The sequence below is a fragment of the Amycolatopsis minnesotensis genome (genome assembly GCF_039529815.1).
GTDB lineage: Bacteria > Actinomycetota > Actinomycetes > Mycobacteriales > Pseudonocardiaceae > Amycolatopsis > Amycolatopsis minnesotensis.
Genome location: NZ_BAAANN010000001.1, coordinates 367288 through 391216, shown reverse-complemented (window position 1 = coordinate 391216; position 23929 = coordinate 367288). Strand labels below are relative to the sequence as shown.

General features: G+C 71.5%; 15 protein-coding genes. 10 read left to right on the top strand and 5 right to left on the bottom strand.

Annotated features, from left to right (window positions below; translation table 11 throughout):
- Positions 1 to 292: 292 nt before the first annotated feature.
- The 3 genes from ABD256_RS01570 to ABD256_RS01560 are packed head-to-tail and all read left to right on the top strand — an operon-like array spanning position 293 to position 10298.
- The gene (locus ABD256_RS01570; protein ID WP_344412505.1) at positions 293 to 736 is read left to right on the top strand and encodes an AMP-binding protein; all 444 of its coding nucleotides are present in this window, start codon (positions 293 to 295) and stop codon (positions 734 to 736) included.
- A 54-nt stretch (positions 737 to 790) separates the two neighbouring features.
- Positions 791 to 9526 carry an amino acid adenylation domain-containing protein gene (locus ABD256_RS01565; protein ID WP_344412502.1) on the top strand — a complete coding sequence of 2912 codons (8736 nt, stop codon included), beginning with the start codon at positions 791 to 793 and terminating at the stop codon, positions 9524 to 9526.
- 31 nt (positions 9527 to 9557) lie between these two features.
- Entirely contained in the window at positions 9558 to 10298 is a 741-nt protein-coding gene (locus ABD256_RS01560; RefSeq protein WP_344412500.1) for a thioesterase II family protein, read from the top strand.
- Between the two features lie 582 nt (positions 10299 to 10880).
- Here ABD256_RS01560 and ABD256_RS01555 read toward each other — a convergent pair.
- The gene (locus tag ABD256_RS01555; RefSeq protein ID WP_344412497.1) at positions 10881 to 11381 is read right to left on the bottom strand and encodes an ATP-binding protein; all 501 of its coding nucleotides are present in this window, start codon (positions 11379 to 11381) and stop codon (positions 10881 to 10883) included.
- Positions 11382 to 11676: 295 nt separating this feature from the next.
- Here ABD256_RS01555 and ABD256_RS01550 point away from each other — a divergent pair, with 295 nt between their 5' ends.
- Both ABD256_RS01550 and ABD256_RS01545 read left to right on the top strand, forming a co-directional pair.
- Positions 11677 to 12825, top strand: coding sequence for a helix-turn-helix transcriptional regulator (locus tag ABD256_RS01550; protein WP_344412495.1), 1149 nt, complete (start codon positions 11677 to 11679; stop codon positions 12823 to 12825).
- 235 nt (positions 12826 to 13060) lie between these two features.
- On the top strand, positions 13061 to 14191 hold the full coding sequence (locus ABD256_RS01545; RefSeq protein WP_344412493.1) for a LuxR C-terminal-related transcriptional regulator: 1131 nt from the start codon (positions 13061 to 13063) through the stop codon (positions 14189 to 14191).
- A 48-nt stretch (positions 14192 to 14239) separates the two neighbouring features.
- On the opposite strand, the gene ABD256_RS01540 is transcribed toward ABD256_RS01545, so the two are convergent.
- Positions 14240 to 14974, bottom strand: coding sequence for a chitinase (locus ABD256_RS01540; protein ID WP_344412491.1), 735 nt, complete (start codon positions 14972 to 14974; stop codon positions 14240 to 14242).
- Between the two features lie 441 nt (positions 14975 to 15415).
- On the opposite strand from ABD256_RS01540, the gene ABD256_RS01535 reads away from it, so the two are divergent.
- Together ABD256_RS01535 and ABD256_RS01530 are read left to right on the top strand one after the other, a co-directional pair.
- Positions 15416 to 16042: a GNAT family N-acetyltransferase gene (locus tag ABD256_RS01535; protein WP_344412488.1), complete on the top strand. Its 627-nt coding sequence runs from the start codon at positions 15416 to 15418 to the stop codon at positions 16040 to 16042.
- A 259-nt stretch (positions 16043 to 16301) separates the two neighbouring features.
- Positions 16302 to 16628, top strand: a complete 327-nt coding sequence (locus ABD256_RS01530) for a putative quinol monooxygenase (protein WP_344412486.1) — start codon at positions 16302 to 16304, stop codon at positions 16626 to 16628.
- A gap of 41 nt (positions 16629 to 16669) precedes the next feature.
- Here ABD256_RS01530 and ABD256_RS01525 read toward each other — a convergent pair whose 3' ends face one another.
- Both ABD256_RS01525 and ABD256_RS01520 read right to left on the bottom strand, forming a co-directional pair.
- Entirely contained in the window at positions 16670 to 17866 is a 1197-nt protein-coding gene (locus tag ABD256_RS01525) for a glycoside hydrolase family 88 protein (RefSeq protein WP_344412672.1), read from the bottom strand.
- Positions 17867 to 18236: 370 nt separating this feature from the next.
- Positions 18237 to 19154, bottom strand: a complete 918-nt coding sequence (locus ABD256_RS01520; protein WP_344412484.1) for an ABC transporter substrate-binding protein — start codon at positions 19152 to 19154, stop codon at positions 18237 to 18239.
- Between the two features lie 448 nt (positions 19155 to 19602).
- Between ABD256_RS01520 and ABD256_RS01515 the strand changes: the two genes are divergently transcribed.
- The 3 genes from ABD256_RS01515 to ABD256_RS01505 are packed head-to-tail and all read left to right on the top strand — an operon-like array spanning position 19603 to position 23587.
- Positions 19603 to 21042, top strand: a complete 1440-nt coding sequence (locus tag ABD256_RS01515) for an FAD-binding oxidoreductase (protein ID WP_344412482.1) — start codon at positions 19603 to 19605, stop codon at positions 21040 to 21042.
- Positions 21039 to 22151 carry an FAD-dependent monooxygenase gene (locus ABD256_RS01510; RefSeq protein ID WP_344412480.1) on the top strand — a complete coding sequence of 371 codons (1113 nt, stop codon included), beginning with the start codon at positions 21039 to 21041 and terminating at the stop codon, positions 22149 to 22151. Before ABD256_RS01515 ends, ABD256_RS01510 begins: the two co-directional genes overlap by 4 nt.
- Positions 22151 to 23587 carry an MFS transporter gene (locus tag ABD256_RS01505; RefSeq protein ID WP_344412478.1) on the top strand — a complete coding sequence of 479 codons (1437 nt, stop codon included), beginning with the start codon at positions 22151 to 22153 and terminating at the stop codon, positions 23585 to 23587. The genes ABD256_RS01510 and ABD256_RS01505 overlap by 1 nt, the downstream gene beginning before the upstream one ends.
- Here the strand turns inward: ABD256_RS01505 and ABD256_RS01500 are convergent.
- Positions 23536 to 23928: a DUF4345 family protein gene (locus tag ABD256_RS01500; protein ID WP_344412476.1), complete on the bottom strand. Its 393-nt coding sequence runs from the start codon at positions 23926 to 23928 to the stop codon at positions 23536 to 23538. The genes ABD256_RS01505 and ABD256_RS01500 overlap by 52 nt on opposite strands.
- Position 23929 lies beyond the last annotated feature (1 nt).

The following is a 23929-nucleotide window of genomic DNA, read 5'->3' as shown; positions in this document are numbered from 1 at the left end:
CGGTGCTCAGATGTGCAGGGGGCGGCGTGGTGCCGACCTCCGTACGTTGACACGATCTGGCCGCTGGCCGATAGTGCAGGAGTGCGCGTTGCGGATTCGGGGTGGTTTCTCGTCGGCAATCGGGTAAACGGGCGTCTGTACGGCAAGGATAACGGTGGCGGTGCGCCGATAAGGCGGTCGATACACGAGGTGCGGGGCAAAGTCACGAATCGCGTCCGGATCCGGCCGGGCGTGGTGCGCTGAATGGGATCACCCACCTGCCATGGGTGCTGCGGAAAGGGAACGGCGAGTCTTGTCGGCGAAGCACACCGCGTCCGGCGGCAGGCTCCTTCCTCGTTCCGGCAGCACGGACGGCACGCCGGTCCGTGCCGTGCACCAGCTGTTCGAAGCGCGGGTGGCGCGCGATCCGCTCGCGGTCGCCGTGGTCTGCGGTGATCGTGAGATCCGCTACGGCGAGCTGAACGCGCGCGCGAACCTGCTGGCACGGCACCCGCGGACGCTCGGCGCCGGGCCGGGCTGGGACGGCACCGGTGGCGACGACCGGAACCCGGAAGCGGCTGGTCACGACGACCTCGCCTACGCGATCTGCACGTCCGGCTCGACAGGTGATCCGAAGGGCGTCCTGGTCGAGCACGGGCACCTGCTCGCGATCGCGGCGAGCTGGGAGAACAACCACAACCGGCGCACCGTGCCGCACGCTCGGCTGCGGCCACTGGGAACTGCTGGAAACCGATGAGGTGCTGCGGGTCGCCGCGATCCCGCGCCGCGAACTGGAAAGGCTGGAGTCTTGATGGTGGCTTCCCTGGCACGCCAGGTGCTCACCCAGGCCCGTCGCACGCCGGAGGCGGTCGCGATCGTGGACGGCGACCGCGTCCTGACCTACACCGAACTCGACGTCGCCAGCGCGCGTGTCGCGACGGGACTGCACGAGCGCGGCGTGCGGCCCGGTGCCGCGGTCGCGGTCAGGGTGCCGCGCTCCGCGGATCTCGTGTGCGCGATGCTCGGCGTCCTGCGGCTCGGCGCGACCGTGGTGCCGCTCGACACGCAGAGCCCGCCCGAGCGGCGGGACCACATCCTCGCGGATTCCGGGAGCGTGGCGCTGATCCACGACGGCGCCACCCCGGACGAGCTGCCGGACAGCGTGAAACCGTTCCGCGTCGAGGAACTGGCGGTACCCGGGAGCGTTCCGGAGTTCGCGAGCGCGCCGGTCGCGTTCGTCTTCTACACCTCGGGAACCACCGGACGGCCGAAGGGCGTCGAGGTGACCGGCGACGGAATCCTCCGGCTCGCGAGACCGGGCTTTCTCGAACGCGGCGAGCGGTTCTCGTGCCTGTCCAATCCGGCCTTCGACGCGATCAGCTTCGAGGTGTGGGTGCCGCTGCTGACCGGGGCTCGCTGCGTGATCCTCGACGAGGACGTGGTGCAGACCCCCGAGCTGCTCGCGGAGGTGCTGCTCCGCGAACGCGTCGACACCGTGTGGATGACGACGGCCCTGTTCAACGCGGTGGTCGACCGGGTGCCGCACTGCTTCGCCGGCGCGAAGCAGATGGTCGTCGGCGGCGAGCAGCTCGACGCGGGGGCGATGTCGCGGTGGTACCGCGACAACCCCGGCAGCGCGATGCGGCTCCACAACGTCTACGGGCCGACGGAATCCACGACCTACGCCTTCTTCCACCCCATTCCGCGCGGGTTCGACGGCGACGTGGTGCCGATCGGACGGCCGCTGCCCGGTACGACGATGCGGCTGGTGGTCGACGGCGAGCGGGCAGCGGAACCCGGTGAGGTCGCCGAGCTGTACCTCGGTGGCGACGGCCTCGCCGCCGGGTACCGGAACCTGCCGGAGGAGACCGCGAGCCGGTTCGTCCGGTACGACGGCGACCGCTACTACCGCACCGGCGATCTCGTGCGCGCGGGCGCCGACGGGCTGGTCGAGTTCGTCGGCAGGGCCGACCGCCAGGTCAAGGTGCGCGGTTTCCGGGTCGAACCGGGCGAGGTCGAGCGGCAGCTCCTGCGGCATCCCGCGGTCAGGCTGGCGCACGTGTGCGCGCACCGGACCGGCGGCGTGCACGAACTGGTCGCCTATCTCGTGCTCGGCGCGGAGATCGGCTTCCCGGAGTTCGACCGCCACCTCACGCGGACCCTGCCCGGTTACCTCCGCCCGCACCGGATCCACCTCGTCGGCGAGCTGCCGCTGACGGTGAACGGCAAGGTCGACGAGCCCGCTTTGCTGGCACGCGAGCTGCCCGCGTGGCGCGCGGAGCACCGCGGCGACGACCGGATCGCCACGGAACGCGAGCGCGCGCTGCTCGACCTGGCCGGCGCGGTGCTCGGGGTCTCCGGGCTGCGGCCTGGCGACCGGTGGGTGCCCAGCGGCGGGGATTCGCTCAAGGCGCTGCGGCTGCGGTTCGAGGTGCGGCGGCGCTGGGGTTGCGAGCTGGCGCAGGCGGCGGTGCTGCGCGACGACTTCGCGGCGCTCGCCGCGGCCGTCGAAGCGGGCGCGCGAAGCCCGTATCCGCCCGCCGGTGCGCCGTCCGGGGTGCGCAGCGCGCTCGCGACCTCGGAGCAGCAGCGGCTGTGGCTCCTGCAGCAGCAGGCTCCGGACTCCCGTGCCTACGACGTCGACCTCGCCTTCCGGGTGACGGGCGCGGTGGACGCCGAGGCATTGCGGCACGCGGTGCGACGCCTCGTGGTGCGGTATCCGGCGCTGCGCACCGCGTTCGAAGCGCGAGCGGACGGCCTGTACCAGCTGGTGGCTGACCCGTACGACCCGTGGGATCCGGTGACCGGGCCGTTCGACCTCGCGCGGCCACGGCAGCTTCGCGCGCGGTGGGACGACGGCGTGCTCCGGCTCCGGCTGCACCACATCGCGGTCGACGGCTGGTCGGTGTCCTTGCTGCTGCGCGCGATTTCCGAGGAGTACCTGTCCGGTGAGGGCACTGTGGACGGTGCGGAAACCAGGACACCGCTGGACTTCGCGGCCTGGCAGGAAGACTGGTTCGCGAACCCGGCGTACCAGGCCCAGCGCGCCGAGCTGCAGGCGCACTACGACCAGCGCGACGATCTCGTCTCGGCCCGTTCCGGCTCCCGTGCGCCGGCGCGCCTGCTGTGCACGAAACTGGATGCCGGGCAGCGCGCGACCGCGGACCGCCTCGGTGCGGAGCTGGGTCTCACCCGGTTCCAGCTCCTGCTCGGCGTCTTCGCGTGGAGCGTCTACGGCGTCACCGGCCGCACCCGCCCGCGCATCGCGAGCCCGGTCGCGAACCGCCCGGTGCAGGAGTTCGAAGACAGCGTCGGCATGTTCGCCAACACCGTGCTGGTCCCGCTGGAGGTCGTGCCGGGGGAGGGCCTGCGCGCTCTGCTGCGGCGGCACGCGGCCGACACGGGTGCCGTGCTGGACCGCCAGGACGTCGCACTGGCGCACCTGGCGCTGCCCGCCGACGGTGGGTTGTTCGACTACCTGTTCGTGCTGGAGAACACCGACTTCGAGGCGCTGACCCTGCCCGGCTGCACGGTCCGTCCGGAATGGACGGTGCAGGACGAGGCGAAGTGCGCGATGACGATGTCCGTTGTGGACCGTCCGGACGGGCTGGACTGCCTGTGGGAGTTCGCGGCGGACCGGTTCGACGCCGCCGAGGTCGAGGCCATGGCCGACCTGTTCCGGCGCGGCCTCGACGAACTCGGCCACGATGGGGCGACGCTCGCCGAGCTGGTGGCGCCCTACCGGCGCGCGCTGCCCGATCCGGGTCGCGGTGCCGTTTCGACGCCCGCGTTCACCACGATCGCCGGCGGTTTCACCCGCCAGGTCCGGCGCACACCGGACGCGCCCGCGCTGGCCGTCGGCGGGCGCACGCTGAGCTACGCCCAACTCGACGCGCAGGCGAACGCGCTGGCCGCGGAACTCGGCACCGCCACTGGGCCGTCCGTCGCGCTCTACTTCGAAGCCTCGGTCGAACATGTCGTGGCACTGCTCGCGCTGGCACGGCTCAACCTCACGATCGTGCCGCTCGACCCGTCCTACCCGGCGACGCTGCTGCGGCAGGTCCTGGACCAGGCGGACCCGTGCACCGTTCTGCTCGCACCGGGCTCCGAAGCGGCGTTCGACGAGTTCGCACCGGCGGAGCTGCCCCGGCACCCGGTGACCCTGTCGGCGGCGCGCGCACCGGAACCGCCGCCGCACCAAGGCGAACGCCCGCTCTACACGCTGTTCACCTCGGGTTCCACCGGCACGCCCAAGGGCGTCGTGGTCACCGACGGCCTGCTCTGCAACCTGCTGCACTGGCAACTCGAAACCGAGGGCAGGACGGCCGCCGCGACGCAGCAGTTCTCGATGCTCTCGTTCGACGTGTCGTTCCAGGAGATCTTCGGCACGCTGTGCACCGGCGGCACGCTGCACCTCGCCGAGCCGGGGTGGCGGCACGACGCACCCGCCCTGCTCGCGCACCTGGAGGCGGCCGGGATCGAACGGATCCACCTGCCCTGCGTCGCGTTGCAGCTTCTGGCCGAGCACGGCGTTCGGCTCGGGATCCATCCGTCACGGCTGCGCGAGGTCGTCACGGCAGGCGAGCAGCTCCTGTGCACCGGCGCGATCCGCCGCTGGTTCGCGGGCCTGCCCGGCGCCAGCCTGGTGAACCACTACGGGCCGACCGAGACGCACGTGGTCAGCGGCCTGCGCCTCGACGGCGATCCGGCGGACTGGCCGGACCGCCCGGCGATCGGGAAGCCGGTCGACAACACGCTGCTGCGCGTCGTCGACGAAGCAGGCGAGATCCTGCCACCTGGCCGGAGCGGCGAACTGCTCATCGGCGGGCCGCACGTGTCGCCGTGCTACCTCGGTGACACCGAGCTGAACCGGGCGCGGTTCGTGGAGCTGCCCGGCCTCGGGCACTTCTTCCGCAGTGGCGATCTGGCCCGCTTCGATTCCGGTGGCCTGCTGCACTTCCTCGGCAGGAACGACGAGCAGGTCAAGCTGAGCGGCTACCGGCTGGAGCTGGGCCAGGTCGAAGCCGCGTTGCTCGCGCACGAGTCGGTGGCGGGTGCGGTGGTCGTCCGCGACGGCGACCAGCTCGTCGCGTGCCTTCGCTGCCACGGGGATCTTCCGTCGGCCGACGAGCTGTCGCGCCATCTCAGCGGGTTGCTCCCGGCGTACGCCAGGATCGACCGGTTCCGCGTGCTCGACGCACTGCCGCGCACGCCGAGCGGGAAGGTGGACCGGCGCCGGGCGCTCGCGGCACCGGGGCTGGACCTGCGATCGGGGCGAGCGGCGAGTACCGCACTGTCGCCGAGGGAAGCACAGCTCGCCACGGTGTTCGAGGAGGTCGTCGGCCAGCCCATCGGGCCGGACCAGCGGTTCTTCGACGCGGGCGCGTCGAGCCTCGGCCTGATGCGCTTCCACCTCCGCTGCACCGCCGAACTCGGGCTCCCACTGTCCATTCCGGACTTGTTCGAGCACGTGACGGTCCGCCGCCTGGCCAGGTTCCTCGACGGGCAAACCCCGGCGGAGCGGGTGGCGGTCGCCGAGAGCGCGCCCGACGAGCCGATCGCCGTGGTCGGCATGGCGGTGCGCCTGCCCGGCGCGGATGATCTCGGGGCGTTCTGGGCCATGGCCGAAGGGGGCGGGCGCGGCATCGAGCACTTCGACGCCGAGGACGGCCTGGTCGGCGCGCGCAGCCAGATGCGGGGCCTGCTGGCCTTCGACCCGGCCGCGTTCGGCATCAGCAGGCGCGACGCCGCGCTGATGGACCCGCAGCAGCGGCACCTGTTGATGAACTCCGTGGAGGCGCTGGCCCACGCGGGTATCGCCGATCCGGCCCCGCGGAGCGTCGGGCTGGTCGCGAGCTGCAGCGAGAACACCTACTTCCAGTCGATGCTGCGGGAAGCCGATCCCGCTGGGCTCCCGCACAGCTTCCAGTTCGCGTTCCACCACGAGAAGGACTTCCTGGCCACCAAGGTCGCCTACTACCTCGGGCTGCGCGGCCCCGCGCTCACCGTGCAGGCCGCGTGCGCCAGCTCGCTGGTGGCGATCCACGTCGCCGCCGGCATGCTGCGTGCGGGGGACTGCGAGGTGATGCTGGCCGGTGGCGTGCAGATCGACACCGGGTTGAGCAGCGGGTACCGGTACCGGCCGCAGCACATCTTCTCGAAGGACGGTCACTGCCGCCCGTTCAGCGACGACGCCAGCGGCACCGTCGGCGCCAGCGGGGTCGGCACGGTGGTGTTGAAGCCGCTGCGGCTGGCGCGCCGCGACGGTGACGCCGTCTACGCGGTGATCAGCGGTTCCGCGCTCAACAACGACGGTGACGGCAAGCTCAGCTACAGCGCGCCCTCGCTGGCGGGGCAGCGCGAGGTGATTCGCGCGGCCCTGCGGCGCAGCGGGCACACCGGAGCCGACATCGGTTACGTCGAGGCACACGGCACCGGGACCGAGCTGGGCGACCCGGTGGAGGTCGGCGCGCTGCGGGAAGCCTTCGGGGTCACCGAGCGCGGCCGGTGCGCGCTGTCGTCGGTGAAGAGCCAGATCGGGCACCTCGGCACGGCCGCCGGTGTGGTCGGGCTCGTGCGGGCGGCGCTGGCCGTCCACCACGGGCTGATCCCGCCGACCGTGGACTTCCACGAGCTGAACCCGAAGATCGGCGACGCGGCACCGTTCTTCGTTCCCGCCAAGGCGGAGCGGTGGCCGGACGACCGGCCGCGCGTCGCCGCGGTGAGCAGCTTCGGCGTCGGCGGCACCAACGCGCACGTGGTGCTGGACGAATGCGAGCGGACGACGGGGCCGGTCGCCACCGCGCCGTGCCTGATGCTGTCCAGCGCCAGCGCGGCGGGCCTGCGCGCCGACGCCGCCCGCATCGCGGACTACCTGGAAGCGCGGCCGGAGGCGTTCGACCAGGTGCTCCGGCACCTGCAAGCCGGCCGCCCGGCGAGACGGTGGCGCGTCGCGGCCGTGCACGCAGGCGCGGCATCCGCGGCCGCGTGGCTGCGCAAGGTGGCCGGGGTCGAGGTGACGCCGACGGAGGAAACCCTGCTGGCCGGCGAACACCGGACCGGAGCACTCGTCGTCCGGTGGCTGGGCGGCGCGACGGTCCGCTGGCCGGACGGCCCGGCGCAGGCGCCGTGGGACTTCCCACCGCCCGCGTTCGACCTCGCCGACTACGACTTCGACCGGGTGGCCCCGCGGCCGGTCGTCAGCGAGTGGCCGTCGCGGGTGCCGGAAGCCGAGTGGCTGCACCAGCCGCACTGGGTGCGGTTGCGGCGAGCCACACCCGCGCGCGCCGAGGTCGAGGGCACCGTCGTGGTCATGACGGCCGAACCGATCCCGGATCTCGGCACGGGGGTCGTCCAGGTGACCGCCGCGGATTCCTTCGCCGACCTCGGGGACGACCGGTACCAGGTCGACCCGGCGGACCCGGATTCGCTGCGGCTGCTGTTCGACGCGCTCGGCGCGGACGTCGTCCAGTGGGTGCACGCCCTCCCGTTGTCCGTCGACGGCGCGGTCGGGGAGGACACGGTGGCTCGCGCGCGCTGGGCCTGCGTCGACACCCCGGCCGCCGTCCTGCGCGCCGCGGGTACCGGCCGGACCTTGCGGACGTGGTGGCTTTCGCAGCAGGCGCAGCCCGTCGAAGGGCCGGTGCGGCGCCCGGAACTCGGCCTGCTCGCCGGGATCACCGAAGTGGCGTCGCAGGAAGGCGGCGCCGACAGCCACTGGCTTGACCTGCCGAGCGGTGATCCGGCCGCGTGGGTACCGCTCCTGCCGGCGTTGCTGTGCGAACCCGAACTGCCGCGCAGGCTCGCGTTGCGGCAGGGTTACTGGTGGCATCCGGCGCTCGTCCCCGTCGCCCCGCCTTCGGGGGATTCGCCCGCGCACCAAGGCGTGCACCTGGTTCTGGGCGGTAGCGGCGGCATCGGCGCGAGCGTCGCGGCCTGGTTGCTGGCGCGCTCCGACTGCCGGGTGGTCCTGCTCGCCCGCCGGGCCGGGCTGCCGGCCGAGCTGGCTCCGTGGGCCGATCGCGTCGACCTGCTGGAAGCCGATCTCGGTGCGGTCGCGCTCGACGAGGTCCTGTCCGAATTGGACCGCGTCGACGGCGTGGTGCACGCCGCCGAGGTGGCCGAGGGCGACGTGCTCGCGAACCGCGACCCGGTACGCATGCGCCGCGCCATGGCGGCGAAGGAACGCGGTGCGCTACTGGTGGAACAGGTCATCGCGCGGTTCCAGCCCGCGTTCGCGGTGTACTGCTCGTCGATGTCGGCGTGGTACGGCGGCGCCGGGCAACTCGACTACGCCGCGTCGAACGGGCTGCTCGACGGGTTCGCCCGCTACCGGGCAGCCGAGGCGGAAACCACGGCACGGCTGGTCGTCGACTGGGAAATCTGGGCCGAGGCGGGCATGGCGCGGGACACCCCGTACCCCGGCGCCCGGCACCAGGCTCACCTCGCGGTCGGTCTCACCGTCGCGGAGGGGCGGCGGGTGTTCGAGCGCGCGCTGTCGCTGGACCTGCCGCAACTGCTGGTGTCGACCACGGCACTCGCCCGCGCCCGCGAGTTCTACGCGGCACCGGCCACCGCGGCCAAGGACAACGCCGAATCGTCGTCGGGACGGCTCGCGGCCAGCCTGCGCGGCTGGCTCGGCGTCGACGACCTCGACCCCGACGCGTCCCTGTACGACCTCGGCGCCGATTCGCTGACGCTGCTGGACCTGATCTCGGAGGTCAAGGCGCAGCACGGGATCGAGCTGGACCTTTCCCAGCTGAGCCACCGGGTCAGCCTGGCCGAGGTGCTCGCGTTGCTGGGGGAGGAGCCGTCCGGGGACGCGGTGGCGGTCGAGGTCTGGCAGGAGGGCACCGGCCGGGACCTGCTGTGCCTGCTGCACCCGGTCGGCGGCGACATCCAGGCCTACCGCGCGCTCGTGTCGGCGCTCGATCCGCGGCTGACCGTGTGCCTCATCGCCGACCCGGCGTTCCGGCGGCCGGGCCAGCCGACATGGTCGATCCGGGAGCGGGCGCGCCGCTACCTGGCGGCGCTCGAAGCGCGGTTCCCGCGCGGCGACTGGGACTGGCGGCTCGGTGGCTGGTCGTTCGGCGCCTGGGTCGCGATCGAGATGGCGGCGGGCCTTGACGCGGACGGCACCGCGGTCGACGGGCTGTACCTGCTCGATCCGCCCGCACCGGACACCGGGCCGCAGCTCGCCGCCTACGGCGAGGAGGAATTGGAGGCGGTGTTCGCCAACGAACTGAGCCAGGGCGAGGCGACCGAGGCGTACGCGAAGCGGCTGGCCCGCTGCTGCCGGGCCAACCTGGCCACCATGGCGGACTACCGCCCGCCCGTGCTGCGGCACACCGCGGCCGCGGTGTGGCTCGCGGGCAGGCCCGCGACCGGGCTACCGGTACCGGTGACCGGGCCGGAGCCGTGGCGAGGACTTCTTCCCGGCACCGTGACCACACTCGACACCACGCACTACGGCATCGTGGAGCCGGACCACGCGAAGGTGGTGGCTGAGGCGGTGAACGCGGCGCTGCCCGCGTTCGAGACCTGCTGACCACCCGCGCCGACTGAAGAGAGGCCGACACTTGACCACCGATCCCTGGTTGCAGCCGCCGGTCGCCCCCGGGACCACACGGCTGTTCTGCTTCCCGTTCGCAGGCGGCAACGGTCCCGCGTTCAAGCTGTGGCGATCGGCGTTGGCCCCGGACACCGAGGTGTGGGCCGTGATGCTGCCCGCCCGCGGTCCCCGCCTCGCCGACCCGCCCGTGACCAGCATGGCCGAACTCGTCTCGCACCTCGCCGACGCGATCGCCAAGCTGACCGACAAGCCGTTCGCGTTCTTCGGCCACAGCCTCGGCTCGCTCGTCGCCTTCGAGACCACACGCGAGTTGCGGCGACGTGGTCTTCCGCTGCCGCAGGTCCTGTGGGCTTCCGGTGCCGAAGGACCGCGGACCCGCGAAGTGAAGCGGCACCTGCACGGCCTGCCGCACGACGAGTTCATCGAAGCGCTGCGCGGTTACAACGGCACACCGGCCGAACTGCTCGAACACCGGGAGATCATGGAGTTGCTCTATCCCGCGCTCCAGGCGGACTTCGGCATGGCGGAGCAGTACGAGTACCGCGAAGAGCCGCCGCTGGCCCTGCCGATCCACGCGCTGTACGGCCACGCGGACCCGCACGTGGAGTACGAACGGGTGCAGGGGTGGGCGCACGAGACCACCCACCGGCTGAGCCTGCACGGGTTCGACGGGGACCACTTCTTCCTGTTCCCGCACCAGGAAGCCATCACGACGCTGGTCGCGGCCGAGTCGTGGCCGTCGCGGTGAACCCGTAACGGACCCGCCGCGGCGGTCGTTCCGGCGACCCGCGGTGGCCGAGCTGGGGGCAGGACGACGTCATCCTCACCGCGGGCTCCTGGCGCGTCGCCGCCGGGTGGCGGCCGTCGATCAGCGCGGTGCACCGGGGCGGCTCCGGCGATCTCGTCCACAAAGGACTGGTAGTGCGGGTGTTCCAGACCTGCCCTGGTGAGCACGATCGGAAGCCCGCCGTGCGGCTGGGGCACCGGCTCACCCGCCTCCGTGGCCAGCACGGGATAGGTCAGTCCGAGGCAGCGCAACCACTCCGGTGATTCCGCCAGCCACTGCCTCGCCAGCAGCCCGCCACCGGAGAACGCCCACACCGCGACCCGGTCGGCGTCCACTTCGTCCTGTGCGGGCACGGTCGACGAGGGCGGCGGTACCGGGAGTTCCAGGGGAACCGGGCCCGGCACGACCAGCACGACCGGGGCCGTGCCGTCGAAACCCTCTTGCCGGCGCACGGATCCGGTTCCGGGAGCGTCCACAACGAACGGGCGCTCGTGCGGCAGCGGGTCAGGATCCCTTCCTGGCACGCGACCGCGGGCGCCGCGCTCAGCCGGACCAGTTGCCCATGCGGTCCAGCAACCGTTCGAGCACCGCGGGGTCCGCGGCGACCGGCTCACCGGTCACCGGTTCGTCCACCAGGGTGCGGCGTTCCTTCCGGTGGGGAAGGCGCACCTCGCCGGCATTGAGCCCGCCGGGCAGCGGCAGTTCGCACCACGTCGTCCTGCCGCCCGCGGGGTTCGGCACGACGCCGATCCGCTCACCGCGCCGGGATCGGGGCGGCGCGGGATCGGGGAGATCGTCGTCGACTTCGATCACCAGCGCGTCCTCTCTCAACCGGAGCCGGACGGTGAGGAAAGCCGGTGCGGACGGAGTTCCTTCGTCGACGACGGCGCCGACGAGGCGGCCGGTCGCGGAGGTGACCTGGTCCAGCATCGGCAGGAGCGACCAGTCGGCGAGGATCACGCGGACGAACAGCTCGGCGCACGGCACTGCGCTGGGCTGCGCCACGAGCCGGAGATCGTCCATCTGGGTGGTGTGCGCGCTCAAGAAGACCTTCCCTGTCGGCGTGCGACGCGGGCCACGCGAGGCGGCCCGGGTCACGCATCTTGCCACCTCCCGATGAGTGACCGAAACCAGCCACGATGAACACACTGCGCGACCAGTTGGGAGTTTCGGTCACCCGCTGGGAGATTCGGGCAGTCGTGGTGGACGGGTGTCCCGGTGATCCCCGGGTGTGTTGACAAGCGTCAGCGCCCGTTCTTACAGTCCGCAGTCATCCGTATCCGCTCCGGATCACCGGTGCGGGTGGCGATGACGTCGCGGAACGGAGGTGTCGTGCGCGATGGGTGGCACCTCGATCGACGCGGTTCACCTGCCAGGGCCGGGCGCGCCACTGGACGCCGTCCGCATCGCCAACCACGGCATGGACCGGGCCGCGGCCATCGCGGGTGCGCGGCGGGTGCTCACGTCTTCGCGCGATCCCGGTTCGGTGTGGTCCGCGGTGCTCGTGCTCGGCTACGCCGGCGAAGTGGACGAGGCGGCCCGGCACTGCGATCGCGCGCGATCATGCGCGACGGGGCGCTGGGCGGGCGCTTTCGCGCTCCTGGACGGACGGCTGGCGTGGTTGCGCGGTGATCCGGCCGGTGCGTCGGCACTGCTGGGCGACGCGATGGACCGCGGTGTCGCACCGTCTTCGCGCGCGGTGGCGACCGCGTGGCGGCTCGCCGCGCTGGTGGATCTCGGCGAACTGGACGGTGCGCAGGACCTCCTGGTGAGCCAGGACTACGACGGCCAGGTGGAGGGGGAACCGGAACTGGTCGCGGCGCGCGGCGCGTTGCGGTTCGCGAACGGGGACTGGGGCGCCGCCTGCGAGGACTTCCTGGCGGCAGGCCGTGAATTCGTCGCGCGGGGCGTGGTGAATCCCGCGGTGGCACCGTGGCGTTCACGCGCGGCGCTGAGCGCGCATTCGCTCGGCAGGCACGGGTTGGCCGGTGCGCTGGCGCGCCAGGAACTCGTCGCGGCGCGAAGATGGGGCACCGCCCGTGCGAACGGAATCGCGGCGTACGCGGTGGCCGTCGTTTCGGGTGGTGACGCGCAGGCGCTCCGGCACGCGGCCGAACTGCTCGCGAACGGCCAGGTCTCCGGTGACCTGTTCGGCGCGCGGTACGATCTCGCGCTCGCCTCGGGTGCCGGCGCGGAGGCGGGTGAACTGCTGGAAGAAACCGCGCTGGCCGCCGAGGAAGCGGGATTCCGGCGGTGGGCGGCCATGGCGCGATCCGCCGCGGCGCGCGTGACGCGGCCAGGTGCCGCGCTGACGCGTCAGGAGCGCCGTATCGCCGCCTTGGCGCGGGCGGGGCAGGGAAACCGGGAAATCGCCGAGCGGCAGTCGGTGACACTGAGGACGGTCGAATTCCACCTGTCGAGCGTGTACCGCAAGCTCGGTATCAGCGGGCGGGGTGAGCTGGCCGCGATTCCCGTTCCGCTGCCGTGATCAGGCGATGACAATTACTGTCCGGTGCGGGGAAACGATGGAATTTTGTTCACGAACCACCTAGGCTGATCCGGAGCGGTCTAGACCACTAATCGGAATAGCGATGGCGGTGACGGCGATGGCTCCGGTGGGCGTCCCGGCGATTCCTGCGCACGACCCGCCGGCCGCCACGGTGCACCGGGACTTTCCCCGTCCGGAATGGACAGTGGCGGTAGCGTGCCCCGCTGCACTCGCGATGTCCTCGTTCTACGCGGGCGAGGGCTGGGTCGACGCGGTCGGCCTTGCCGAGCGGGCGCTCGAACGCGGTTGCTGCGCGGAAAGTTCCGCCTGTGCGTGGCGGGCGCTGACGACGCTGGTCGGCGCGGGGGAGCTGGCGGTCGCCGAGACGCACGCCTTGCGGGTGGCGGGTAAGCCCTCGGCGCGAGGGCGGATCGCCGACGAGGTCGCGGTCGTCCGCGGCCGGATCGCTCGCCACCGCGGCGACTTCGACGCGGCGCTCGACCTGCTGGCGACCGTGACCGGCGCCGGCGCGGATCGGGCGGTCCGGATGCTCGCGGTCACCGAGGTGGTCGGCGTGCTGCTCGCGCGGGGCGAGGTGCGAACGGCCGCGGATCTGGTGACGGCACAGGAACTCGACCCCGTGACGCGAGACGACGGGGTGCGGCTGCCGGCATGGCGGGTGGCGCGGGGCGCGCTCTCGTACGCACGGGGCGATTTCCCGGCCGCACTGGCCGAGTTCACCGCGAGCGGCCGGTTGCTGGCGGCCGGCGGGGTGCGGAACCCTGCCGTCCTTTCCTGGCGCGGCCTGGCCGCGCTGAGCGCGCTGCGCGCGGATCGGGCGGAACTGGCGATCAGGCTCGCGCGGGAGGAGTACCGGGCCGCGGCGGGCTGGGGAGAACCCCGCACGATGGGATGTGCGCTGTCGGTGCTGGCCGTGGTCGACGGGCGGGACCGGGACGTCGAGCTGCTCCGCGAGGCGGCGCAGCTTCTGGAAGTGGCGCAGGCGAAAGCCGAGCACGTCAAGGTCCTGTGCGCACTCGGAACGCGGCTGCGCGGCCGGAACGAACCGGTGACGGCCGCGCGGTTCCTGCGGCAGGCGACGTCGTTGGCCGAGGAGGTGGGGGACCGCTCGCTGGCTCGCCGTGCGCGCGCGGAATGCCGGAAGCTGGCCGAACCGCCCCGCGGCCCGGCACTGACCGACCGCGAGGCGGCGGTCGCCAAGCTGGCGAGAGCGGGCTATTCCAACAAGGAGATCGCCGGCAAGCTGTTCCTCGCGCTGCGGACCGTGGAACTGCACCTGTCACGGGCCTACCGGAAGCTCGGCATCCGCGGCAGGGCAGGTCTGCGCACGGCGGTGCTCGGCTGACGAGGGCCGGCCGCCGGAGCGGCCGGCCCTCGCGATGCCGGAGATCGTTCAGCAGCTCAGGTTGCCGCCGGGGCCGACACCGAGGACCGAGGTGAACTTCTGGTAGAGGTCCACCCTGGACTGCACCTGGCCGGGGTTGCCGCCGTTGCACTCGATCGAACCGTTGATGCTGCGGATGGTTTCGCCGAAGCCGCGCTGGTTGACCATGGCGTCGTGCGGGGTCATGGTGCCGGGTCCGGTCTGGGTGTTCCAGTACCAGAGGCCGGTCTTCCACGAGACCGCGGCGTCGTTCTGCACCAGGTTGGGGTTGTGCAGCAGATCGATGCCCAGCGCGTCACCCGCGGCCTTGTAGTTGAAGTTCCAGCTCAGCTGGATCGGGCCGCGGCCGTAGTAGGCGGCGGTGCCGGCCGGGCAGCCGTAGGGCTGGGTCGCGTCGCAGTAGTGCGGGTAGTTCCCGGTGTTCTGCTCCACGATGTACACCAGCCCGCCGGTTTCGTGGCTGACGTTGGCGAGGAACGCCGCGGCCTCCTGCTTCTTCACCTCTTCGCTGCCGGTGTTCGTGAAACCGGGATAGGCGTCGAGCGCCGCGGTGAGGCCGCTGTAGGTGTAGAAGGCGTTCCGGTTGGGGAACATCTGGTTGAACTGGGCCTCGCTGACGATGAACGACGCGGACGGGCTCACCGCGGGAGCCTGCGACGCGACGGCGGGCCCGCCCGCCGTGACCGCCATCGTGCCGCCCGCGATGAGCGCGGCCAGACCCGCCAGTACCCGTTTGATGACCATGCCTGCTCCTCTGGGGTCGGGGATGGACGGACCCCGAGCCCGAGGCGACTCTGGCAAGCGGGTCCGCCTCCATCACGCCACAGCGCGGCGATGGGTGTCTCTACGGTGCGACCGCATGAATGGTCTGGACCATGTCTTCGACGCTTTCCCGCGAGCCGTCACGGGGTGGGCAATGGTGCAGGGGAGGCTCTGGTCCACCGGCACGATTCCGCGAACGGTGTCCAAAATGGATGGTTTCGCGGGGTGGCGCGGCTCAATCGGGGGCCTTTCCCGTGCACGGGGGATGAGTCCGGCGGATCGAGCTTATTCCGTGGGGGAAGCCGATATTCCGCTGCGGAGAGCCGGTTCGGCTGACGGCGCCCGTCACCGTCCTGGGCGAAAACCGGTTTCGCCCACGACGGCAGGACGTTATCTTCGGCATCCGACCGAAGGGGGAGCAGCGTGCGGCCAGCGGGCGAGCGTGCCAGTGCCAGTGCCAGTGCGGCGGCCACCCGTGCGGATCCGCCGTCCCAGCCGATCCTGCGCACCGAGCGGCTGCGCCTGGTGCCGCTGGCCGACGAGCACCTCGAACTCGAGGTCGAACTGGACGCCGACCCCGCCGTCATGCGCTACCTCACCGGACGGGCGGCCTCGCGCACCGAAGTGGAACAGGCCCACCGCCGCCGGATGTCCTCCGCGCACGAACTGCCGGGACTCGGCCTCTGGGTCGGCTTCACCGGGGACGAGTTCGTCGGCTGGTGGCTGCTGAGGCCGCCCAACGGCCCGGACCAGCCGAAGGTCGACGGCGAAGCCGAACTCGGCTACCGGCTGCGGAGCGAGCACTGGCGCCGGGGGTACGCCAGCGAGGGTTCGCGCGAGCTGATCCGGTACGGCTTCGAGGACATGGGGCTGTGCCGGATCTTCGCCCAGACGATGGCGGTCAACGTCGCTTCGCGCGCGACGATGGCCTCGGTGGGGCTCACCTTCGCCCGCGCGTTCCCGTGCCACGGGCCGGTGGAGGATCCGGTTCCCGGCGTCGGCGAGGGCGAAGTCGAGTACGAGATCACCCGTGTCGGATGGCGGGGCTGACGGTCCGGAACGCAGCCGCCGCCGCGCCTTGATCCCGTACTGGGCCATCGTGCGGTAGATCGTCGCCCGCCCGCCGCGGAGGTGCGAGTTCACCACCCGATTGGGGTTGCCGGCCACGCTGACCGAGGTGGGACCGCGCGCCGGCGACCCGGATACCCTGCGAGTGGCGCTCGAACGGCGAGCACGGCGCATCCGCGTGGACGCGAAGCTGCCCGAGCCCGTGCCGTACGGAAGCCGAACCTAGGACGAAGGAGAGAAAATGATCTTCATCACCGCCAAGTTCCGGGTCAAGCCGGAGCACGCGGAGAACTGGCCGGAGATCTCGCGCGCGTTCACCGAGGCGACCCGCGCCGAACCGGGCTGCCTTTGGTACGACTGGTCCCGCAGCCTCGACGACCCGAACGAGTACGTCCTGGTCGAGGCCTTTCGCGACGGTGACGCGGGCGCCGCGCACGTCGGCTCGGACCACTTCAAGACCGCGCAGGCGGAACTGCCGCCATACCTGGTCGAGACCCCGCGCATCGTCAGCACCGCGGTCGACCAGCAGGACTGGTCGGAACTGGGCGAACTGGCCGTCAAGGAATAAGGGCGTTGCCTGTCGGCCCGCCGCGACGGGCCGACAGGCGCTCAGAGGTCGAGCGCCTCGGCGATCTCGCGCGGGCGCAGGATCCGCATGAGCGCTTCGAACAGGTAGTAGTCCGCGTAGGGGAGCGAAATCTCGACGCCGTCCTCGCCGGGCCGGTTGCGGGTGCACCGCGCCACGACGGCCTCGGCTCGCGTCGATCGGGTGGTCAGGCAGGTGCGGGACACCGCGTCGACGATGCGCCGCGCGCGGTCGGCGTACCGCGGCTGACGGGTGGCCTTCGCGAGGTCGAGCAGCCCGCAGGCCATGATCACGCCAGCGGAGGCGTCCTTGACGTCGTCCGGCGCCTGCGGCGCGCGGTAGTCCCATACCGGCACGTGGTCCGCGGTGAGCGAGGACAGCGCGAAATCGGCCAGGTTCCGCGCGGTGGCCAGGAAACCGGGATCGCCGGTGCGGCGGTGCAGCGTGGTGAACCCGTAGATCCCCCACGCCTGTCCGCGCGACCAGCACGACGCCGGGCTGTAGCCCTGCACGGTGTCCGGCCCGATCGGCGCGCCGGTGGCGGGGTCGAAGTCGAACACGTGCGGTGTCGACCCGTCGGGGCGGACGAAGTGCCGCTGGGTGGTGGAGGCGTGCTCGACGGCGATGTCGAGGTACCTGCGGTCACCGGTCTGCTGTGACGCGAACGCCAGCAGGTCCAGGTTCATCATCGTGTCCATGATGACCCTGCCCGCGTCCTTCTGGCTGTCGAGCGCGCCCCACGCCCGGATGAAGTGGCCGTTCGCGTTGTACCGCTTGGTGAGCGAGTCCGCGGCCCGCAGCGCGCCGTCGCGCCAGAACGGGTCGCCGGTCAGCCGCCACGCGGTGACCCAGGACGGCGTGAACAGGAACCCGAGGTCGTGGGTCCCGGTGTCGTGCTGGCGCGGCGCGAGCTTGCGGGCCGAGTCGAGCCCGTAGGTCCTGAACCGCTCGTCTCCGCTGTAGAGCCAGGCCAGCAGCAGCGATCCCGGCCAGAACCCGCCGACCCAGTCACCGGAGGTGGAGTACGTCCACTTCTCGAACTTCGTGCCGACCGGGAACGCGGTCACCGCCGGCGCGACCGCGCGCAGCTTGGCGATCGCGTAGTCCGCGGTGGCTTCGAAACCGGGGGATGGCGCTTCGGCCGCTTCCGCCGAAGCGGGCCCGGCGACCGTGAGCGCGGCCGCCGTCGTCCCCAGCATTGCTCGTCGAGAAAGCTCCACAGCCGCCACCCCGGGGTCGAAGGTCACCGAAACCTTTTCTACACCACGGGTTCGCGGATTCACGCTGGTGAACGGATGTCCCGGTGACCGGTTCGCGGAACGACGACCCGCCGGGCCTTCGGGGACGCCGGAATGCGCGGCACGTTCATCGTCACAGTCACCTACACGGCTCCGCCCGCCGAAGTCGATCCCTTGCGGCCCGTGCCCGGCGCCCGGCTGACGGGCCTCATCGCGCGAGGACTGCTCCTGGTGGCCGGGCGTCAGGTCCCGCTCGTCGGCGGGATCTACCTGGTCCCCGATCTGCCCGGCGAGGAACTGGCCAGCGTGCTCGCCAAGGGCCCGTACGTCCCCACGGGCCAACTGGCGCGGATCAGCCGAGGAGCTCGGCGATCCTGCCGACGAACCCGGTCGCGAGCCATTCGACGGACAGCGCGCTGGGGAACGCCATCGCGTGCCCTTCGGTGACGGTGATCGGCAGGTACGACCCGGCCGAGGCGAACCGCGCGAAGGCGGGGTTCTGTTCGAACGCGGCACGGCGCTGCGGCGAAGTGAACAGCATCATCGTGACATCGGCGGCGAGCACGTCGAGCCGTTCCAGGCTGATCGCGGACAGCCCCTTGGTGGCCGAAGAAGGCAGGGCGGTGACCGCGGGGGACAGCGCGAGCCCGAACCCGGCGAGCGTGGTCGCGATGACGTCCTCGCGCGCGTTCTTCGTCCACAACCGGGTGCCGTCGCCGTAGGAGGTGAAGGTGAAGGTCTTCCCGGTGAGGCGGGGGAACCGGTCCTTGGCGGTGCGCACCAGCCCTTCCACGCGGCCGACCGCGCGCTTCGCGGCGTCGACCCGGTTCAGTGCCGTTCCGGTGCGCATCGTGGTGTCCTGCCACCGGTCCAGGTTCGGCCCCGCGGTGTAGGCCAGCACCGGCGCGATCCGCGAAAGCTGGGCGTAGCCCGCCTCCAGGCTGTAGAGACCGGTGGCGGTGATCAGGTCCGGTCGCAGCGCGGCGATCTTCTCGAACGGCAACCCGGTTCCGACGTCGAGGAACTCCGGCCGCGCACCGGCGAGCGCCTGCGAGGTCCACGGCTCCAGTTCGGACAGTTCGCTCGGTCGCGGAACCGCCACCGGCGGGACGCCGAGCGCCGCGGCGGCATCGGCGTCCTTGCCGTAGCCGAGCGCGACGATCCGCTGCGGCACGGTGGTTCGCGTGGGGCCGGGAACGCCGCACCCGCCGAGCGCCAGCCCTGCCGCGCCGAGGAACACTCCGCGTCTGCTGATGTCGGCGCTGCGCACTCGTTGCCTCCGCGATGCTGCCCGGTCCGGTGACGGCATCGTGCCCGCTCAACCCGGCTTGAGCGCAAGGAAACCCGGTCGTTGACAAGAGCACGGACGCAACTCTGCCCGAAGGGCCAATGCCCGCGGTCTGAAAGTGCTTCGCGTCTGGTTCCGCAAAATCGAAAATGTTAGCTTCAGTGCGCCAATAAGGCCGGATAAATCAAGGATGTCGCTCATGGCGTCATAGCGTGGATTTGTCGCCGGGAATGTCGCACCAACTTGGTGCAATTATTCTTCAGTCGTTGTTCATGGCGCGGAAACTCGTTGTCGAGTCGTACGCCGCACTCTTTCGCAATCTTGTGTTCAGTCACCGTTAGTGGCTTGTCGGCCAATTGTTGTCCGGGGCAGAACACGAGCGCGGCAGCTGTTTGCCAGCGCTCTCCTTTTCGAGCTTGGAGAAGCAGAAATGTTACCAAACGGCGAACTCCCGGCACCGCGACGGGCAGAAACCCTCGCGACCGCGAGCCCCGGGCCGGATCTGGGTGAGCACCGTCCGAGGGCGACACTGGATACGCGGTTCCCGGCCAGTACCGACGAGGTCAGGCAAGCCGTGCTCGACGCACGAGCCGAACAGGCGCCGCTGTACCCCCTGAGCACCGGACGCAACTGGGGCATGGGGTCCCGGTCCCCGGTGGTCGACGGCTGCGCCGTGCTCGACCTGAGCCGGATGAACACCGTGCGCACATTGGACCTCGATGACGGTTACGCCGTGATCGAGCCCGGAGTCACCCAACGGCAACTGGCCGCGCTGCTGGAAGGCACGCCCTGGATGCTGAACGTGACCGCGGGCTGCGCCGACGCCAGCATCGTGGGCAACACGCTCGAACGAGGTGACGGCACGATTCGAGGGCGCACCGAGGACCTGCTGGGTGTCGAGGTGGTGCTGGGCACCGGCGAGGTGCTGACGACCGGGGGCCTCGACCGGCGCGGCCGTCGTCCCGGCCGGGTCGCGGGCCCCGATCTGACCAGGGTCTTCCAGCAGTCCAACCTCGGGATCGTGACAGCCGCGGCGGTGAGCCTGATCCCGAGGCCGGAGGCGATCACGCTGGTCCATGCGACCGTGGCCATCGACGCGCTCGACGAGGGCACCGCGGCTCTGGTCCGGATCGGCAGGTCGCGCGTCGCCGAACACGGGATGCTGCGGCTCAAGGAGATCTTCGTGGTCCCGGATCGCGGCGCCGCCGCCGTGCCGGCCGGCGCCGACCCGGGCACCGCGACGATCCAGGTGCCGCTGCTCGGTTCGCTGGCCGCCGTGCGGGACGCCGAACGCGGTGTCCTGGCGGAATTCCGGAACCTCGGCACCGCCGCGTCCGTGCGTGTGCTGGACACGGCGACCACCGCGGAAGACGACCCCCTGTACGCGCGAACCCGGTTCGCGCGCGGCATCCCGACCTGCGACGCGCTGCACGCCGGCCTGCGTGTCCGTACCTGCGCGCAAGCGGATCAGGCACCCGTGGGATGGCTCATGTTCCTGCCGACCGTGCCGCTGAGGCGGGAAAGCCTGGTGGCAGCCGTCGACCTGATGCGTGCCGAGTCCGAGCGGCACGGAACGGCGAGCATGCTCGAGTTCAACGTGGTCTCCCAGCACTCCACCAACATGGTCACGCAGATCCCGTTCGTCCGGGAACCGGACGCCATCGAACGAGCCCACGCGCTGCGCACCGCGGCCAGGGATGCCTTTTCCCGCGCGGGTTTCCCGGTCTACCGGTCGAACATCGATCAGCAGCACTCCGAGTTGACCGCCCGCGCCGCGGACTACCACGACCTGGCGCTCGGCGGTCTCAAGGATCTCTTCGACCCGGACGGGATCATCGCGCCCGGACGCTACCTCGCGGCCCTCCGGTGAGCGGCCGCGCGCCGGTATCCGAGGTCGACGTCGTCATCCTCGGCGCGGGTGTCAGCGGATCACTGCTCGCCCTGCTGCTGGGACGGCAGGGCCTGCGGGTGACCGTGGCCGAGGCGAAACCGGCCATCGCCACGAAGGGGGCCGACTTCCTCAAGCCCCGCGGTCTGCGCATCCTCGCCGAGCACGGGTTGCTCGACGTGCTGACGGCAAGGGGTGCGTTGCGGCGGACCACGATCGACTTCCACCACGACGGCCTGCCGCTGCTGTCCTACGAGTTCGCCGAGCACACCGAACTCGGGTACTACCTCGTCGTCCCCTACGCCGAGACGGTCCGCGCGATACTCGAAGCGTGCGCCGAGTTGCCAGGCGTGGACATCCGGTACGACACCGCTCTGGTGGACGTGCGCGCCGAGGGACCGACCGTCACCGGGGCCAGGCTGTCCGACGGCACCCTGCTGACCGCGCGGGCCTTCGTCGACGCCAGCGGATCGGGCACACCACTGCGCGATCTGGTCGGGCCGCGCCGCCATGCGATCACCTACGACCACGGCCTGTGGATGACCACGGTGCCCGGTACCAAGGCCCGCGGTCAGCTCTACTTCGGCTCCGACGGCTGGCTGGCCTACTTCTATTCGGTGACGGCCGACCTGACCAGGGTCTTCGTCGGGGTGCCCACCGAACTCGAAGAGGCGGTGTTCCTCCGGCGCTCGGTGGACCTGCGCGGGAAACTCGCTTCGTTCGTCACCGACGAAGACGGTATCGCCGCGCTCGACGTCGGTGACTTCGAGCGCGTACCGGTATCGGCGTTCACCGCCGATCCGTACCACCGGGGCAACGTGGCGCTGCTCGGCGGCAGCACGTTCGCCTGCCATCCGATGACCGGGCAGGGTATGAGCTACAGCATGGAGGACGCGACGGTACTGGCCGCGCTCCTCGCCGGCGCGCGCGACGGGAACGAACTGGAGCACTTGCTCGAGCAGCAGTACGAACCAAGGCGCCTCGTGCACGCCAGACTGGTCGAGTACGGCGACAACCTGGCTCGTCGCTACCACGACAAGGACGCCTACCTGCGCGTCCACGACGCTGTCCTGCACGGTGGAGACCTCTGATGCCGAACCGCGCGGCCACCACCGCCGCCCTGCTGAGCGCGACGTTCATGGTGTTCCTCGACGTCTCGATCGTCAACGTCGCTTCTCCTGCCATCCGGCAGAGCCTCGACGCGTCCACCGGATCCGTCGAGCTGGTGGCCTCGGTCTACACGCTCACCTTCGCGTGCGTGCTGATCGCGGCCGGACGGCTCGGTGACAGGTACGGTTACCGCCGCCTGTACGCGATCGGCATGGCGACGTTCACCCTGGCTTCGGCGCTCTGCGCACTGTCGTTCAGCATCACGTGGCTGATCGGCGCGCGGGCGTTGCAAGGGCTCGGTGCCGGAGTGATGGCCCCTCAGGTCCTCTCGATCATCCAACGCGCCTTCCCGGCCCAGCAGCGCGGCCGCCTCTTCGCCGCGTACGGATCGGCCATCGGTCTCGCCACCGTGACCGGCCCGGTGCTCGGCGGGCTGCTCATCCAGCTGCGGATGCCAGGGTTCGATTGGCGGCTGGTGTTCGCGATCAACCTGCCCGTCGGAATCGCGGCGCTGTGGGGCCTGCGGCTGCTACCCGTCTCACCGCACCGCGAACGGACCACCCTGGACCCGATCGGCACGGTGCTGGCGGTGGCCGGCCTGGTCCTGCTCGTCTACCCGCTCGCGATGGGCCATTCCGCGGGGTGGCCGTGGTGGCTGATCACCATGATCTGCGCCGCGCCCGTGGCACTCGCGATCTTGGTGGCGCACCAGCTGTCCAGGCAGCGCCGTGGGCGGTGGCCGCTGCTGAAACTGGTCCTGCTGCGCGATCCCGGTTTTCGGGCGGGGCTGGTGGCCGTGGCGGCCTTCTTCGCGGGCGTTCCGCCGTTCTTCTTCTTCCTTTCGGTGTACCTGCAGGCGGGGTTCGGCCATTCCGCGCTGGTCGCCGGGCTGACCCAGCTCCCGTTCGCCGCGGCCACCGGCGCCGCGTCGCGCTGGTCGGCGCCGCTCACCGCCCGGCTGGGGCGCGCGGTCCTGGTGAAGGCGACCGGAACACTGGCGTTGTCGATGCTCGTGCTCGCGGCCATCGTGGTCACGCGCGGCGCCGACGCGCGGCCGTGGGAACTGGCCGTGCCCATGGCGCTGGGCGGAGCGTGCTTCGGCGTGTTCACCACCACGGCGTTCACGAGTGCGCTGGCCCATGTCCCACCGGATGCGACCGGTTCGGCATCGGGGTTGCTCACGACCGTCCAACAGGCCGCCGGCTCGATCGGGCTCACCTTGGGCGGCCTGGTGTTCTACTCAGCGGCTTCCACGAGTGACTCGGGCGCCGTTCGCGACGGTCACGTATCCGGATTCGCGCACCTGCTGAGCTACGAGGCCGTGGTTTTCGTGCTGGCGTGCGCCGCGAGCCTGGCGCTCGACCGTCAGCGCGCGACGAGCAGCAGGACACCCGCGACCGTCTCGACCCAGAAGTAGAGCCACGACGGGTAGAAGGCCGACGGGCGCTCCACGCACCGCGCGACCAGCCGTCCACCCGCCATCCCGAGGAGCGCCACCGCGACGGCGACCACCGCGCCCGTGCGGATTCCCCCGGCGTCGGCCGCCGCCGCGGCCAGCAGACCCCCGACCGCGAGCCCGAACCCGCCGTACACCGCGCGGATCTCCGTGCGCGCGTCGGCGGTGGCCGCCCCGAGCCCGAACGGCCTCACCAGCGCCGCGGGCGCCACCAGCGCGTAACCGCCCATGCCGAAGAAGAACACCGCCACCGCCACGGTGATCACCACGTCCCGCACCCCTTTCCCGGCCGTACCGGCCACC

Coding starts and splice junctions, on each gene's coding strand:
- ABD256_RS01565 (WP_344412502.1), top strand. CDS start 791: ATGGTGGCTTCCCTGGCACGCCAGGTGCTCACCCAGGCCCGTCGCACG.
- ABD256_RS01550 (WP_344412495.1), top strand. CDS start 11,677: ATGGGTGGCACCTCGATCGACGCGGTTCACCTGCCAGGGCCGGGCGCG.
- ABD256_RS01545 (WP_344412493.1), top strand. CDS start 13,061: ATGTCCTCGTTCTACGCGGGCGAGGGCTGGGTCGACGCGGTCGGCCTT.
- ABD256_RS01540 (WP_344412491.1), bottom strand. CDS start 14,974: ATGGTCATCAAACGGGTACTGGCGGGTCTGGCCGCGCTCATCGCGGGC.
- ABD256_RS01530 (WP_344412486.1), top strand. CDS start 16,302: ATGATCTTCATCACCGCCAAGTTCCGGGTCAAGCCGGAGCACGCGGAG.
- ABD256_RS01515 (WP_344412482.1), top strand. CDS start 19,603: ATGTTACCAAACGGCGAACTCCCGGCACCGCGACGGGCAGAAACCCTC.
- ABD256_RS01505 (WP_344412478.1), top strand. CDS start 22,151: ATGCCGAACCGCGCGGCCACCACCGCCGCCCTGCTGAGCGCGACGTTC.